This window comes from Salinisphaera aquimarina (assembly GCF_042643355.1).
GTDB classification, from domain to species: Bacteria; Pseudomonadota; Gammaproteobacteria; order Nevskiales; family Salinisphaeraceae; genus Salinisphaera; species Salinisphaera aquimarina.
This window is the reverse complement of record NZ_JBHRSS010000003.1, coordinates 658,146-673,245: the sequence shown is the minus strand read 5'-3', so window position 1 is coordinate 673,245 and position 15,100 is coordinate 658,146. Positions and strand designations below refer to the sequence as shown.

At 65.8% G+C, this 15,100-nt stretch carries 10 protein-coding genes; 8 read left to right on the top strand and 2 right to left on the bottom strand.

Translation table 11 applies throughout. The features are described from left to right. Window positions 1-59: 59 nt before the first annotated feature. Complete coding sequence (locus ACFOSU_RS06615; protein WP_380687706.1) at window positions 60-3,509, top strand: pyruvate carboxylase; 3,450 nt, start codon at window positions 60-62, stop codon at window positions 3,507-3,509. Here ACFOSU_RS06615 and ACFOSU_RS06610 read toward each other — a convergent pair. Together ACFOSU_RS06610 and ACFOSU_RS06605 are read right to left on the bottom strand one after the other, a co-directional pair. Next, the gene (locus ACFOSU_RS06610) at window positions 3,506-5,137 is read right to left on the bottom strand and encodes a sulfatase (protein ID WP_380687704.1); all 1,632 of its coding nucleotides are present in this window, start codon (window positions 5,135-5,137) and stop codon (window positions 3,506-3,508) included. The genes ACFOSU_RS06615 and ACFOSU_RS06610 overlap by 4 nt on opposite strands. Before the next feature lies 1 nt (window position 5,138). Then, the gene (locus tag ACFOSU_RS06605; RefSeq protein WP_380687702.1) at window positions 5,139-5,918 is read right to left on the bottom strand and encodes an enoyl-CoA hydratase; all 780 of its coding nucleotides are present in this window, start codon (window positions 5,916-5,918) and stop codon (window positions 5,139-5,141) included. A gap of 266 nt (window positions 5,919-6,184) precedes the next feature. Between ACFOSU_RS06605 and ACFOSU_RS06600 the strand changes: the two genes are divergently transcribed. From ACFOSU_RS06600 to ACFOSU_RS06570, 7 genes are all read left to right on the top strand, one after another. Continuing rightward, entirely contained in the window at window positions 6,185-7,411 is a 1,227-nt protein-coding gene (locus tag ACFOSU_RS06600; protein ID WP_380687700.1) for an ABC transporter substrate-binding protein, read from the top strand. A gap of 108 nt (window positions 7,412-7,519) precedes the next feature. After that, complete coding sequence (locus tag ACFOSU_RS06595) at window positions 7,520-9,046, top strand: CoA-acylating methylmalonate-semialdehyde dehydrogenase (RefSeq protein WP_380687698.1); 1,527 nt, start codon at window positions 7,520-7,522, stop codon at window positions 9,044-9,046. Window positions 9,047-9,100: 54 nt separating this feature from the next. Further along, the gene (locus tag ACFOSU_RS06590) at window positions 9,101-10,261 is read left to right on the top strand and encodes an acyl-CoA dehydrogenase family protein (protein WP_380687696.1); all 1,161 of its coding nucleotides are present in this window, start codon (window positions 9,101-9,103) and stop codon (window positions 10,259-10,261) included. Beyond that, on the top strand, window positions 10,258-11,031 hold the full coding sequence (locus ACFOSU_RS06585; RefSeq protein ID WP_380687694.1) for an enoyl-CoA hydratase: 774 nt from the start codon (window positions 10,258-10,260) through the stop codon (window positions 11,029-11,031). Before ACFOSU_RS06590 ends, ACFOSU_RS06585 begins: the two co-directional genes overlap by 4 nt. A gap of 3 nt (window positions 11,032-11,034) precedes the next feature. Then, a complete protein-coding gene (locus tag ACFOSU_RS06580) occupies window positions 11,035-12,201 on the top strand; it encodes an enoyl-CoA hydratase/isomerase family protein (RefSeq protein ID WP_380687692.1) in 1,167 nt (388 codons plus the stop codon). 1 nt (window position 12,202) lies between these two features. Continuing rightward, entirely contained in the window at window positions 12,203-13,126 is a 924-nt protein-coding gene (gene mmsB / locus ACFOSU_RS06575; RefSeq protein ID WP_380687690.1) for a 3-hydroxyisobutyrate dehydrogenase, read from the top strand. Between the two features lie 84 nt (window positions 13,127-13,210). Further along, window positions 13,211-14,893, top strand: coding sequence for an AMP-binding protein (locus ACFOSU_RS06570; RefSeq protein ID WP_380687688.1), 1,683 nt, complete (start codon window positions 13,211-13,213; stop codon window positions 14,891-14,893). Window positions 14,894-15,100: the final 207 nt, after the last annotated feature.

Below are 15,100 nucleotides of genomic sequence, written 5' to 3'. Positions count from 1 at the left end.
GCCGCCGCGTTGTAACAGGCTAGACTGTTCACAGTGCAACCTTTGTTTCGGGGGAATCGATGACGGCGAAGATCACAAAACTGCTCGTGGCCAATCGTGGCGAGATCGCGATCCGCGTCATGCGCGCGGCCAACGAGATGGCTATCCGCACGGTGGCGATCTACGCCCACGAGGATCGTTTTGCGCTGCATCGGTTCAAGGCCGACGAGAGTTATCTGGTTGGCGCCGGCGCCAAGCCGATCGCGGCCTATCTGGATATCGACGCGATCATCGAGATCGCACGCAGCGCCGGCGCCGACGCGATTCATCCCGGCTACGGTTTCCTGGCCGAGAACCCCGAACTGGCCAAGGCTTGCAAGGCCGCGGGTATCGTATTCATCGGGCCGCCGGCCGAAGTGCTCGAAGCTTTCGGTGACAAGGTTTCGGCGCGGCACGCCGCCGAGCGCACCGAAGTGCCGGTGATCCCGGCTTCCGAGGTGTTGCCGGACGACGACGATGCGATCGTCAAGATCGCCGACGAGCTCGGCTATCCGATCATGATCAAGGCCAGCTGGGGCGGCGGCGGACGCGGTATGCGCCGCGTGGAGGATCCGGCGAAGATGCTGGGCGAGGTCGCGACCGCGCGCAACGAAGCCGGCTCCGCGTTCGGCAACGATGACGTCTATCTGGAAAAGCTCATCGAGCGCGCCCGCCACGTGGAAGTGCAGGTGCTGGGCGATACCCACGGTCATGTCGTGCATCTGTTCGAGCGCGACTGTTCGGTGCAGCGTCGCAACCAGAAGGTGGTCGAGCGTGCGCCCGCGCCGTATCTGGACGAGCAGACCCGTCAGGGGCTGTGCGAGGCCGCGCTCCGGCTGTGCCGCGACGTCGGCTATGTCGGCGCCGGCACGGTGGAGTTCCTGCTCGATGTGGATTCCGGCAACTACTATTTCATCGAGGTCAATCCGCGTATTCAGGTCGAGCATACGGTGACCGAGGAGATCACCGGCGTGGATATCGTGCGCGCCCAGATCCGTATCGCCGAAGGCGCCGAGATCGGCGCCGACGACGCGCTGCCGGCGCAGGACGACATCCGTATCGACGGTCACGCCCTGCAGTGCCGGGTGACCACAGAAGATCCGGACAACGGCTTCGCGCCCGATCACGGTCGGCTGACCGCGTATCGCAGCTGTGCGGGTTTCGGCGTGCGCCTGGACGGCGGTACCGCCTATACCGGCGCGGTGATCACGCCCTACTACGACTCGCTGCTGGTCAAGGTCACGACCTGGGCGCGCACCGCCGAGGCGACCATCGCGCGCATGGATCGTGCCCTGCGCGAATTCCGGATTCGCGGGCTGTCGACCAACCTGCAGTTCCTGGAAAACGTCATCGGCCACCCGCAGTTCGTCGCCGGCGACTACACCACCCGTTTCATCGACACCACGCCCGAGCTGTTCATCTTCAAGGCCCGGCTCGACCGCGCCACCCGCCTGCTGCGTTATATCGGCGATGTCACCGTCAACGGTCATCCCGAGATGGAAGGCCGGACGCCGCCCGAGACGGTCTTTCCCGCCGCGCCGCTGCCGCGTATCGATCTCACCACGCCGCCGCCGCGCGGCCTGCGCGACGAGCTCAAGGAGCGCGGTGCGGCCGAATTCGGCCAGTGGATGCGCGAACAGAAAGGCGTGCTGCTCACCGATACCACCATGCGCGACGCCCATCAGTCGTTGCTGGCCACGCGCATGCGCACCCGCGACATCGTCACCGTGGCGCCGCACTACGCCCGCATGCTGCCCGGTCTGCTGTCGCTGGAATGCTGGGGCGGGGCGACCTTCGATGTCGCCATGCGTTTTCTCAAGGAAGACCCCTGGGAGCGCCTGCAGCTGATTCGCGAGGCGGTGCCCAATATTCCGCTGCAGATGCTGCTCCGAGCCTCGAACGCGGTCGGCTATACCAACTATCCCGATAACGTCGTGCGTTATTTCGTGCAGCAGGCCGCGCGCAACGGCATCGATATCTTCCGCGTGTTCGATTCGCTCAACTGGGTCGAGAACATGCGCGTGGCCATGGATGCGGTAATCGAATCGGGCGCGGTCTGCGAAGGCACGATCTGCTACACCGGCGATCTGTTCGACGCGGGCCGGCCCAAGTACAACCTCAAGTACTACGTCGACAAGGCCAAGGCGCTGGAGAACGCCGGTGCCCACGTGCTCGGCATCAAGGACATGGCCGGTATCTGTCGTCCCCGCGCGGCCGGTGAACTGGTGCGGGTGTTGAAGCAAGAAACCGGTCTGCCGATTCATTTCCATACCCACGACACCTCCGGTATTGCCGCCTCCACCCTGCTGGCAGCCATCGACGCGGGCGTGGATGCCGTCGACGGCGCGCTCGATTCGATGAGCGGGCTCACCTCCCAGCCCAATCTCGGCTCGATTGCCGCCGCGCTCCAACACGGCGAGCGCGATCCGGCGCTCGATCGCGATGCCATGCAGCAGCTGTCCGACTACTGGGAAGGCGTGCGCAGCTTCTACGAACCGTTCGAGGCCAACATCAAGGCCGGCACCTCGGATGTGTATCGCCACGAGATGCCGGGCGGGCAGTACACCAACCTGCGCGAACAGGCGCGGGCGCTGGGCCTGGCCGACCGCTGGCCGCAGATCTCCAAGGCCTATGCCGAGGTCAACCAGCTGTTCGGCGATATCGTCAAGGTCACGCCGACCTCGAAGGTGGTGGGCGATCTGGCGCTGCACATGGTCTCAAACGACCGCACCGCCGCGGAGATCGCCGATCCGGACGTGGATATCGATTTTCCGGACTCGGTGGTGGCCTTGTTCAAGGGCGAACTGGGCTTCCCCGCCGATGGCTTTCCCGAAGCGCTGCAGAAGAAGGTCCTGCGCGGCGAAAAACCGCTCACCGATCGCCCCGGCGCCATGCTCGAGGACGTCGATCTCGAAGCCGAGCGCAAGCAGGCCGGCGAGAAACTCGGCTACGAACTGACCGACAGCGATCTGGCCTCGCACCTGATGTACCCCAAGGTGTTTGGCGATTTCGTCGAGCACCGCTCGCGCTACGGCGAGGTCAGCGGCCTGTCCACCCAGGTCTTCTTCTACGGCCTGCGCGGTGAAGAGGAGAGCCATGTCGATCTCGAGGCCGGCAAGCGGCTGGTTATCAGCCTCCAGGGCCAGGCCGAGGCCGACGAGGAAGGGCTGGTGCGCCTGTTCTTCGAACTCAACGGCCAGCAACGCCCGATCCGTATCGCCCGTGCGGACAGCGATGCGCTGGTCGCACATCCGAAAGCCGACAAGGCCAATCCCGATCACGTCGGCGCGCCCATGCCCGGCATGGTGGTGCATGTGGCCGTCCAGGCCGGGCAGGAGGTCAAATCGGGCGAGGCACTGCTGGGCCTGGAGGCGATGAAGATGGAAACCACGATATCCGCGCCGCGCGACGGCAAGATCGCCGAGGTCAGCGTATCCACGGGCGTAACCGTGGCGGCCGGTGATCTGTTGGTTACGATGGAAGGGGACTAGTGAGGGCGGCTGAAGACCTCGATCAGGCGATCGCGAAAAGCGTCCATCCGCCACACTGGCGTCCCATCGCCGGGGGTCATGCCCGCGGCCCAATGCCAGCCGCCGATCGCCTCCAGCACCGCGGGATCGTGGGCGATGATATGGATGGGCACATCGCGTGAGGCGTTGTCGCCGGTGACCAGCGGCGCGGGCTGGTGATCGCCGAGAATGATCACGACCAGGTCATCGTTGGCCCGGGTCGCGATGAACGACGCGAGCGTCTGTAGCGAATAATCGATCGCCTTGCGGTACTGGGCGCGTACCCGGTCGTAATCCTGCCAGACGACTTCGGGCGGATCGCCGGCGTCGGCATATTTGTTGAACACCCGCCCGTCGCCGATCGTGTGCCAGTCCAGCAGCGGCGGAATCGGCGTCCAGGGGGCGTGGCTGGAGATGAGCGCGGTTTCGATCATCACCGGCGGCCGATCGCCCGGGGTCAGCAGGTCACGCTGGATCGCGGCCAGCGTGTATTGATCCGGCATCGTGATCCAGTTGAACGGCCGGCCTCGATACCCGAGATCGGCGGCGCCGAGGGTAGCGTCGTAGCCGTACCAGTCGCCCTCCGGCCAGGCGCGGGTGATCGCCGGCATCACCGCGGCCGTATGCCAGCCGGCGTGGGCAAAGAGCCGGTTCAGCGAGAACCGGTCGCTGTCGATCAGCGCCGCGTAGCGTGGCTGGTTGTCGATCCACAGTCCCGAGAGCAGCGTCGCGTGCGCCAGCCAGCTCTGGCCGCCGAACGTCGGCGAGGTCAGCCAGCCGCTGCGGGCATGAAAACCGGCGGCGCCGATCTCGTGCTGGAAAGTGGCCAGCCGTGGCTTGATCACATCGCCGTAGAGCGGCCGGTCGATAGCGCTGCGGCCATAGGACTCGACGAAGACCAGCAACACGTCCTTGTCTGCGAGTGTTTTGAAAAGCGGCTCGGGAGCAGGTGACTGTGAATCGGCGGCCAGCGTTTGCCGAAAACGCGCCAGGTCGCGAGCCGAGGCCACGATTTGTACGCCCCGGGCGCCGACCAGCCTTGTCGTTGCCGCATCGGCCAGCAGCGGCGCCCGCTGTGGCCACATCAGCGCCGGCAGCAACCAGGTCGCCAGACCGAGCAGGCTCATGCCGGCGAGGATTCGGCGCGCGGTGCGCGGCCAGTCGCGCAGCCCGCCCAAAGTCCAGAACAGTAGCGCAAGCGTGATGGCCAGCAGCAAAACCGCGCCGGCCGAGGCGATGAGGGCTAGCCCGGTGCCGATCGAATGCGACAGCACGTTCCAGCCGAACCGCGGCAGCTGGGCGTCGAGTAGCGGATTGAAACCGCGGTTGAAGGCCGCGAACGTGCCCAGGTCGGCGAGCTTGAGAGCGAGCACCAGGGCCGCGGCGAGGGTCACGACCACGCGCAGCAGGTTGAACCCCGCGCGCGGCAGCAGCAGGGCGAGCAGCGCGATCACTGCCGTTTCCGCTGGCAGCGGCCACCACGAGGGCTGGGCGAAGCCGCCGGGCGTATGCGGCAGCACCGCCAGCCCGTAGAGCAGAACGAGTGCCAGCAGCCCGCGTGCCAGCGCCGCCGCGCCGGAGGTCATGCGGCGGCGGGTGGCCAGTCGCACGTCAGCTGCGGCGCCGGGTGAAAGGCGCCATATAACGCTGTGGTTCGTCATCGCTGAATGCGTCAGCGAAATGCTCGACGCTGCGATCCATTCCTGCCTCCAGATCCGCCTGCTGCCAATACCGCAGCAATGATTTTTGCGAGCGCACTGCACGCGGGCCGCTGGCCACGATGGCGGCCACGCTGCGTTCGACCAGCGCGTCCAGCTGCCCCGGTTCGCACAGGAACTCCACCAGATGCCAGGCACGTGCCTGGGCAGCGTCGATGTTCTCGCCGGTGAGCAGCAGCCAATTGGTCGCGCCCTGGCCGATCAGCGCCGGTAACAGCGCGGCCTGCACCACCGACGGCAGACCGACCCGGACTTCCGGCATGCCGAACACGGCGTCGGTCGTCGCCAGTCGGATATCGCAGGCGGCGGCCAGTTCCAGGCCGGCGCCCAGGCAATAGCCGGGAATACGGGCAATGGTCGGCACCGGTAGGTCGCGCACGACGTCGCAGAGCGCGCGTACCCGGGTGATGAACACCGGCGCGCTGGTGGCGTCCAGCGTGTGCATCTCATGAATATCGGCGCCGGCCACGAACGCCTTGTCGCCGCCGCCGCGCAGCACCAGCGTTCGCGCGTCGGTCTGGTCGGCGATCCAGTGAAGCGCGCGGGTCAGACCCTCCAGCACCGGCGTGCCGAGAATGTTCAGCGACTTCGCGTCGACGATCGTCAGCGTGTAGACGCCACGCGCGTCGCGTTCGATATGGGCGTGCTCGAAGACAGGAAGCTCTGGGGTCATGGCGGTCCGTGGTCGTAGGGCTTATTCGTTACGCCGGCGTTGCGCGCAACCGGGGCTGGTGGCGCTCCTCGACGGGGGTTCCACGCTGCGCCCGAGCGCGCATTGCGCGTGGGCATCGGGCGCTGCATTGATGCTACCTTAGCGCAATCAATGCATTGCGCAGCCATCGTTTCGCCACAGTCATTCCTTTTTGATACCAATGTCCAATGGGCCGCCGTGGCGCGGGTGCTGCATGGTGCTGTGACACAACGAAAAAGGGAACGAGGATGATCAATTCCATCGTACGGCGTTCGGCCGTATCGCTAGCCATCGGCAGTCTGCTGCTCGCAGGTGCGGGAGCCAACGCGGCAGGCAATGCAGACGGCGCAGTCAAGATCGGGGTCATGGGCGACATGTCCGGTGTGTATTCGACCGGCTTCTCGGGCAAGGGCGCGGTCGCGGCGGTGCAGATGGCCGTCGACGATTTCGGCGGCGAGGTGCTGGGCAAACCGGTCAAGGTCATTTCCGCGGACCATCAGAACAAGGCCGATATCGCGTCGGCGAAATCACGCGAGTGGATCGACCGCGAGCACGTCGACGTGATCATGGATCTGACCAACAGCGCGGTCGGCCTGGCCGTGCAGCAGCTGGCCTCCAACAAGGGCGTGATCACGATCAACACGGGCGCCGCCACCTCGGGGCTGACCAATGAGGCCTGCACCCCCTATGGCATCCACTACGGCTACGACACCCATGCGCTGCCGGTCGGCACCGCCACCGCCATCGTCAAGAATGGCGGCAAGAAATGGTTCTTCATCACCGCCGACTACGCCTTCGGGCAGGCGCTGGAGAGCAATACCAGCGACGTGGTCAAGAAGCTCGGCGGCAGCGTCGTCGGCTCGGTGCGTGCGCCGTTGAACACCAATGACTTCTCGTCCTATCTGCTGCAGGCGCAGGGCTCGGGCGCGCAGGTGATCGGCCTGGCCAATGCCGGCACCGACACCATCAACGCGGTCAAGCAGGCCAACGAGTTCGGCATCGTCGCCGGCGGCCAGCAACTCGCCGGCATGCTGGTGCTGTTGTCCGATATCAAGAGCCTGGGCCTGGATACGGCCGCAGGGCTGCAGTTCACCTCCGGCTGGTACTGGGACGGCGACGACGCCTCGCGCAAGTGGACCAAGAAATATCTGGCCAATGGCGGCACCACGCCGACGTTCCCGCATGCCGCGCTCTACTCGGCGACGACGGCGTATCTGAACGCGGTCAAGGCCGCCGGCACCGACGAGAGCGATGCCGTGCGCAAGGCGATCGGCAACAAGCCGATCGACGACTTCTTCGCCAAGGGCGGCCAGATTCGCGACGACGGCCTGCTGGAGCACGATATGTATCTGCTCAAGGCCAAGAAGGCCGACGAGTCCGAGAGCACCTGGGATCTGGTCACGCTGGAGCGCACGATTCCGGGCGACCAGGCGTATCCGTCGCTGGCCGATTCGACCTGTGAACTGACGCAGTAACTGCGGCCCGGCGCGCCCGGCACGTCGTTCGCGGCGGCCGGGCGCGTGTTTTTTGTATTCTTCCATTACGCGTGATGCACGTGTCTTCGAGCCAGAGAGTAGGGATCCATGAGTGAAAATCAGATCGAGCGTATCCGCAGCACCGGCAAGGTGCCGTTGTTCATCGACGGCGTCTTTGTCGACAGCGAGACCAGCGATTTCATCGAGCTGAACAACCCGGCCACCCAGGCGGTCATCGCGCAGGTGCCGGTGGCGACCGAGGCCGAGATGCAGCGGGCGGTGGAATCGGCCAAGGCGGCGTTCGTCGAATGGCGCGACGTGCCCACGATCGAGCGCGTGCGCTATCTGTTCAAGTACCAGGCCCTGCTCAAGGAACACCAGGAAGAGATCGCGAAAGTGCTCTCCGAGGAAACCGGCAAGACCTTCGCCGATGCCATGGGCGACGTCTTTCGGGGCATCGAGGTCGTCGAGCACGGCTGCGGCATGACCACCCACATGATGGGCGAGACGGTCGAGAACGTGGCCCGCAATATCGACACCCACAGCTATGTACACCCGATCGGCGTGTGTGCCGGCATCACCCCGTTCAATTTTCCGGCCATGATTCCGCTGTGGATGTATCCGCTGGCGGTGGTCTGCGGCAACGCCTTCATCCTCAAACCCTCCGAGCAGGATCCGCTGACCCCGACCATGCTTACCGAGCTGTTCGCCGAGGCCGGTTTCCCCAAGGGGCTGCTGCAGGTTCTCCACGGCGACAAGCGCCAGGTCGATTTCCTGCTCGATCATCCCGACATCAAGGCGGTGTCGTTCGTGGGTTCGGTGCCGGTGGCCGAGCACGTCTATCGTCGCGGCACGCACAACCTCAAGCGGGTACAGGCGATGGCCGGCGCCAAGAATCACATGGTGGTCATGCCCGACGCCGACAAGGAGCAGGTCGTCTCCAGCCTGGTCGGCTCCTCCTGCGGCGCCGCCGGCCAACGCTGCATGGCCATCTCGGTGGCGGTGCTGGTGGGCGAAGCCACGCGCGACTGGGTCGATGACATCAAGACCGCACTCGCCGGCATTCGCCCCGGCGCGCCCGGCGACGACGGCGCCGCCTACGGCCCGCTGATCAATCGCAAATCACGCGATCGCGTGCGCGAGCTGATCCAGGGCGCGGCCGCCGAGGGCGCCGACGTGGTGCTCGACGGCTCCGACTGTACCGTCGAGGGTTATCCGGACGGCAACTGGATCGGGCCGACGTTGTTCGACAACGTCACCGTCGACATGAAGATCTATTCCGAGGAGATCTTCGGCCCCGCGCTGTGCGTGATGCACGTGGACACGCTGGAAGACGCGATCGAACTGGTCAATTCCAGCCCCTACGGCAACGGCACGTCGATCTATACCAGGTCGGGCGCGGCAGCGCGCAAGTATCAGTACGAGACGGAAGTCGGCCAGGTCGGCATCAACCTGCCGATTCCGGTGCCGGCGCCGTATTTCTCCTTCACCGGTTCCAAACGCTCGTTCTTCGGCGATCTGCACGCCTACGGCAAACAGGCCGTGCGTTTCTATACCGAAACCAAGACCGTGCTCAGCCGCTGGCCCGAAACCGACGTGCCGGAAGGGCCGAACATGACCATCAGCATGAAGTGAGGCGGGTGAAAACGGCAGGTCGGCAATAGATTGACGGAAAAAGACGGACAGGCAATGAATTTCGAACTCGACGAAACCCAGTCCGCCATGCGCGACGCCGCCCAGGCGTTTGCGCGTGAGTCGCTCGCGCCCAGGGCGGCCGAATGGGACGCCGAGTCGATCTTTCCGCGCGACGTGATCGGGCAGGCTGGCGAGCTCGGCTTCTGTGGGCTCTATACGCCGGAAGCGCAGGGCGGGCTGGGGCTGGCCCGGCTCGACAGCGCGATGATCTTCGAAGCCCTGGCCGGTGGCTGCACGTCCACGGCGGCGTATATCAGCATCCACAACATGGCCACCTGGATGATTGCCACTTTCGGCGGTGACGCCGTGCGTGATCAGTGGTGCGCACAGCTCGCGGCCGGCGAGAAGCTGGCCTCCTATTGCCTGACCGAACCCGGCGCCGGCTCCGACGCCGGCTCGCTCAAGACCCGGGCCGTGCGTGACGGCGACGACTACGTGCTCGACGGCAGCAAGTGCTTCATATCGGGCGCGGGTGATACCGACGTGCTGGTGGTGATGGCGCGCACCGGCAAGGCCGGGCCGGGCGGCATCAGTACTTTCGCGGTGGCGGCGGACACGCCGGGCGTGAGCTACGGGCGCAAGGAGCCCAAGATGGGCTGGAACAGTCAGGCCACGCGCACCATCACCTTCGACGGCGCGCGCGTGCCGGCGGCGAATCGGCTGGGCGAGGAAGGCCAGGGGTTCATGATCGCCATGAAAGGCCTCGACGGCGGGCGTATCAATATCGCGGCCTGCTCACTGGGCACCGCCCAGGCCGCGCTCGACGCCAGCCGGCGCTACCTGGGCGAACGCGAACAGTTCGGTCGCAAGCTGGGCGAATTCCAGGCGCTGCAGTTCAAGCTGGCGGATATGGCCACCGAGCTGATCGCCTCACGTCAGATGGTCTGGCTGGCCGCCAGCCGGCTCGACAACGGCCATGCCGAAGCCACCGCATTCTGTGCCATGGCCAAGCGCCTGGCCACGGATCTGTGTTTCGACATCTGCAACGCGGCCCTGCAGATCCACGGCGGTTACGGTTATATCCGCGAATATCCGCTCGAACGTCATGTGCGTGACGTACGCGTGCACCAGATTCTGGAAGGGACAAACGAAATCATGCGTCTGATCATCGCCCGACGGGTGCTGGCGGACGACAACGGAGATCGACTGCGATGAGTGATAGCGAACCGAGAATCGAGATCGTCGGCCGCGTAGCCGTGCTGATACTGGACTGCCCGCCGGCCAACACCTTTTCCGTTACCGCGCTGGCCGCGCTCGACAGCCAGCTCGCGCGCCTCGAACAGGACCGCAACATCGACGCGATCGTGGTCACCGGCGCGGGTGACGCGTTCTTTTCCGCCGGCGACGATCTGCACATGTTCGTCAATGCCGACCGGGCCGGCGCGCGCGAACTCGGCCGTCTGCTGGCCGCCGCCGCGGCCCGCCTGGCGCGTTTTCGCGGCCTGACCGTCGCCGCCATCAACGGCTATTGTCTGGGCGCGGGCCTGGAATTCGCCCTCGCCTGCGATATTCGTATCTGCGAACAGCACGCGCTGCTGGGGCTGCCCGAAGCCCGGGTCGGCCTGCTGCCCTGCGGCGGCGGCACCCAGCGTCTGCCGTGGCTGGTCGGCGAAGGTTGGGCCAAGCGCATGATTCTGTGCGGCGAACAGGTCGATGCCGACACCGCCCTGCGTATCCGGCTGGTCGAGGAGGTGGTGCCCAAGGGCGATGCCTACGACACCGCTCTCGGGTTGGCCGACAAGCTGGCCCGGCAGAGCCCGAAGGCGGTCGCGGCCAGCAAGCGGCTGATCGACGGTGCCCGCCATCAGGCGCTGGAAACCGGTCATGCGCGCGAAATCGAGGCGTTTTCGATGCTGTTCGAGAGCGATGAGCCCAAAGAAGGCGTCAACGCGTTTCTGGAAAAACGCGACCCGGTCTGGAAGTAGTCCATGGCCAAAGACGACGACGCGATCATATTCGAGGAACGCGCGGCCGGCGGCGGGCGCGTCGTCGCCTTCGCACGTCTGAACGCGGAGCGCGCGCTCAACTCGCTGTCCAAGGCGATGATCGATGCGCTCCAGCCCCGGCTCGAGGCCTGGGCGCAACGTGACGATGTCGCCTGCGTGGTGCTCTTCGGCAGCGGCGACAAGGCCTTCTGTGCCGGCGGTGACGTCATCGGCCTGTATCAGGCCATGCGCGCCGCCGACGGTGCGCCCAGCGCCGAGGCCGAGGGCTTCTTCGCGGCCGAATATCGGCTCGATCACACGATCCACCGTTTCCCCAAGCCGGTGTTGTGCTGGGGCCATGGCATTGTCATGGGCGGCGGGCTCGGCATCATGGCCGGCGCCAGTCATCGGGTGGTCACCGAAGCCAGCCGTATCGCCATGCCAGAAGTCACGATCGGGCTGTTTCCGGACGTCGGCGCGAGCTGGTTTCTCGGGCGCATGCCCGCGCGTATCGGCCTGTTTCTGGGCCTGACCACGACGCCGATGAAGGCCGGCGACGCGCTGTGGCTGAACATGGGCGACTACCTGCTCGAATCCGCCATGCGCGACGCTGTTTTCGATGCCCTCACCGAGATCGATTGGCAGGCGACGCGTGCCGACAACGATAGCCTGCTCGCCGACGCGCTGCGCCGTTTCGAGGACACCGACTCGGCCGCGTCGCTGTGCGAACAGTCCGCGCTGTTCGCCCGTCAGCGCGCCATCGCGGCGCTCACCGATGCGCCGGACGTGCAGACCTTCATCGACCGTCTGCAGGCCGCGGCCGACACCGACGAATTCTTCGCCCACGGCGCCAAGGCGATTGCCAACGCATCGCCGCTGTCGCTGGCCGTCGTGCATCGCCAGCTCGCGCGCGACCCGCGTCTGTCGATCGAGCAGGTGCTGCAGCAGGACTATGCCAGCGCCGTGGCCTGCACGCGCCGGCCCGATCTGGCCGAGGGCATTCGTGCCCTGCTCGTGGACAAGGACAAGCAGCCGAGCTGGACGCCGGCACGCCTGGCTGAAGTGACCGACGCCCAGGTGAGCGCGCATTTCGCGCTGCCGGCGGATTACGAAGGCCGGCATCCGCTGGCCGATCTACGTGAATCGATGATTGAGTCGAGAGGAGACTGACATGAGCGGCAACGTTGCATTCATTGGCCTGGGCAACATGGGCGCGCCCATGGCCGCCAATCTGATCGCCGCCGGCTATACGCTGACCGTGTTCGACCGCGTCGAGGCGGCGATGGCCGACGCGGTCGAGCAGGGCGCCCGCAAGGCCGACAGCGCCGTCGACGCGGTCGCCGAGGCCGAGATCGTATTCACGATGCTGCCCGCGGGTGCCCATGTGCGTGGTCTGTATCTGGGCGAGAACGACGCTGGTGACGGTATTCTCGCCGCGGCCGGCGACGACACGCTGCTCATCGACTGCAGCACCATCGACGCCGAAACCGCGCGCCTGGTCGCCGGCAAGGCCGCAGAACGCGGCCTGACGATGCTCGATGCGCCCGTGTCCGGCGGCGTCAACGGCGCCAAGGCCGGCGGTCTGACGTTCATGGTCGGCGGCGAGTCCGCGGGTCTTGAACGCGCCCGGCCGCTGCTCGACGTCATGGGCAAGGCGGTCTTTCATGCCGGCGAAGCCGGCGCCGGCCAGGTCGGCAAGATGTGCAACAACATGCTGCTCGGCATTCTCATGACCGGCACCTCGGAGGCCATCAACCTGGCCGTGGCCAACGGCCTGGATCCGACCGTGATCTCGGAGATCATGAAGAACGCCTCCGGCGGCAACTGGGCGCTCAACGTCTACAACCCCTATCCCGGGGTCATGGATACCGCGCCGGCATCCAACGGCTACAAACCGGGCTTTGGCGTGGACCTCATGCTCAAGGATCTGGGTCTGGCGATGGATTCGAGCCTCAAGAACGGCGTCTCCACGCCGCTGGGCTCGATGGCGCGTAGCCTGTATTCCATGCACAGCCGCGCGGGCTCGGGCGGGCGTGATTTCTCCAGCATTCTGGAACTGCTGCACGGCCAGGCCGCGGACAGCGGCGGGACCTGAACGGCCCGAACGCACAGACAACGACAAGAACCACTGCGCGCCGGTCCGGGGGGACCACGGCGCGCGTCATCGGGAGTAGAGGGCATGCAATCCATACAAGCATTCAAGGCAGCTCGGCAGATGCTGCTCGAGCGGCGCGAAGACTATACCCGTGCCTATGAGGATTTCCGCTGGCCCGAGCTGGACACGTTCAACTGGGCGCTGGACTGGTTCGACGACTACGCCGCCGACAACGACAAGACCGCGCTGTGGCTGGTCGACGAAGACGGCAGCGAATACCGCTGCAGTTTCGAGCAGATGCGCCAGCGCTCCAATCAGGTCGCCAATTTTCTGCGCGCCCAGGGGCTGCAACGGCGCGACACGCTGCTGGTGATGCTCGACAACGTGCCCGCGCTGTGGGAAACCATGCTCGCCGCCATCAAGCTGGGCGCGGTGGTCATCCCGGCGACCACGCTGCTGTCGCAGAAGGACCTCGGCGACCGGCTCGGGCGCGGCGGTGTCACCCATATTCTCGCCGCCGAGGAACACGTCGCCAAGTTCGAGGGCGTGGCCGGCGGGCTCACCCGTATCGTGGTCGGCGACCCGGTCGGCGACTGGGCCGTCTTCAGCGAGGCCTACGACGCCGAGACCGAGTTCGAGCCGGACAGCGTCACCCACGCCACCGACCCGATGCTGCTGTATTTCACCTCGGGCACCACGTCCAAGCCGAAACTGGTTCTGCATACCCATCAGAGTTATCCGGTGGGCTCGTTGTCGACCATGTACTGGCTCGGCCTGCAGCCCGACGATGTCCATTTCAACATCAGCTCGCCGGGCTGGGCCAAGCATGCGTGGAGCAATCTGTTCGCGCCCTGGGACGCGGGCTGCACGGTGTTCGTCTATCGCACCGCGCGCTTCTCCGCGCCGGACGCGCTCAAGGTCATCGCCGACAAGGGCGTGACCAGCCTGTGCGCGCCGCCCACCGTCTGGCGGCTGCTGATTCAGGAAGATCTGGGCGCTTACGACGTCAAGCTGCGCAGCCTGGTCGGTGCCGGCGAGCCGCTCAATCCGGAAGTCATCTCCCGTGTCGAGAAACTCTGGGGGCTCAAGATTCGCGACGGCTACGGCCAGACCGAGACCACCGCCCAGATCGGCAACCCGCCCGGGCAGCTGATGAAATCCGGCTCCATGGGGCGGCCGCTGCCGGGCTATCGCATCGCACTGCTCGACCCGTTCGATCAGGAGCACGACGAGGGCGAGATCGCCATCGATGTGCGCGACGTCCGTCCGCTCGGTCTGATGCAGGAATACCGCGACGATCCCGAGCGCATGGCCGCGGCCATGCGTGACGGCTACTACCGCACCGGCGACGTGGCCAGCCGCGATGAGGACGGTTATTTCTGGTACGTCGGCCGCGCCGACGACGTGTTCAAGTCGTCGGACTACCGCATCAGCCCGTTCGAACTGGAGTCGATTCTCATCGAGCACGAGTCGGTCGCCGAAGCCGCGGTGGTGCCTTCGCCCGATGAGCTGAAGCTCACCGTGCCCAAGGCCTATGTCGTGCTGCGCCGCGGCTTCGAGCCGTCGCGCGACACCGCCAAGGCCCTGTTCGCCTTCTCACGGGAGCGGCTGGCGCCTTATGCCCGCATCCGCGAGCTGGAGTTCGCGGAACTACCCAAGACCATCTCCGGCAAGATCCGCCGGGTGGAACTGCGGGCCCATGCCGCCGGTGACGAGCACGGGGCGCATGCTTACAACGAAGCCGATTTTCCCGAGTTGAAGGTCTAGGCCGCTGTGAATGGCCGATTCGGTTCCTGTGGCGGGTGTCGGGCAGTACCGGGCAAACGGTGTGTTAGCGCAGTTCGTGCGCGTCTTCTTCTGCTGGAAAAAGCGCAGATCCGCGGTTTAATGTGGACAGCAATGACGGGAAAAAGTCGACGCGAACGGTAGCGCTTTGCTCACTTGAGCAGTGCGGCTGGTCGAGAGATGGAATAA

Excerpts from the sequence above, each read along its gene's own strand:
- ACFOSU_RS06615 (WP_380687706.1), top strand. The coding sequence starts at position 60 with ATGACGGCGAAGATCACAAAACTGCTCGTGGCCAATCGTGGCGAGATC.
- ACFOSU_RS06605 (WP_380687702.1), bottom strand. The coding sequence starts at position 5,918 with ATGACCCCAGAGCTTCCTGTCTTCGAGCACGCCCATATCGAACGCGAC.
- ACFOSU_RS06600 (WP_380687700.1), top strand. The coding sequence starts at position 6,185 with ATGATCAATTCCATCGTACGGCGTTCGGCCGTATCGCTAGCCATCGGC.
- ACFOSU_RS06595 (WP_380687698.1), top strand. The coding sequence starts at position 7,520 with ATGAGTGAAAATCAGATCGAGCGTATCCGCAGCACCGGCAAGGTGCCG.
- ACFOSU_RS06590 (WP_380687696.1), top strand. The coding sequence starts at position 9,101 with ATGAATTTCGAACTCGACGAAACCCAGTCCGCCATGCGCGACGCCGCC.
- ACFOSU_RS06585 (WP_380687694.1), top strand. The coding sequence starts at position 10,258 with ATGAGTGATAGCGAACCGAGAATCGAGATCGTCGGCCGCGTAGCCGTG.
- ACFOSU_RS06580 (WP_380687692.1), top strand. The coding sequence starts at position 11,035 with ATGGCCAAAGACGACGACGCGATCATATTCGAGGAACGCGCGGCCGGC.
- mmsB (WP_380687690.1), top strand. The coding sequence starts at position 12,203 with ATGAGCGGCAACGTTGCATTCATTGGCCTGGGCAACATGGGCGCGCCC.
- ACFOSU_RS06570 (WP_380687688.1), top strand. The coding sequence starts at position 13,211 with ATGCAATCCATACAAGCATTCAAGGCAGCTCGGCAGATGCTGCTCGAG.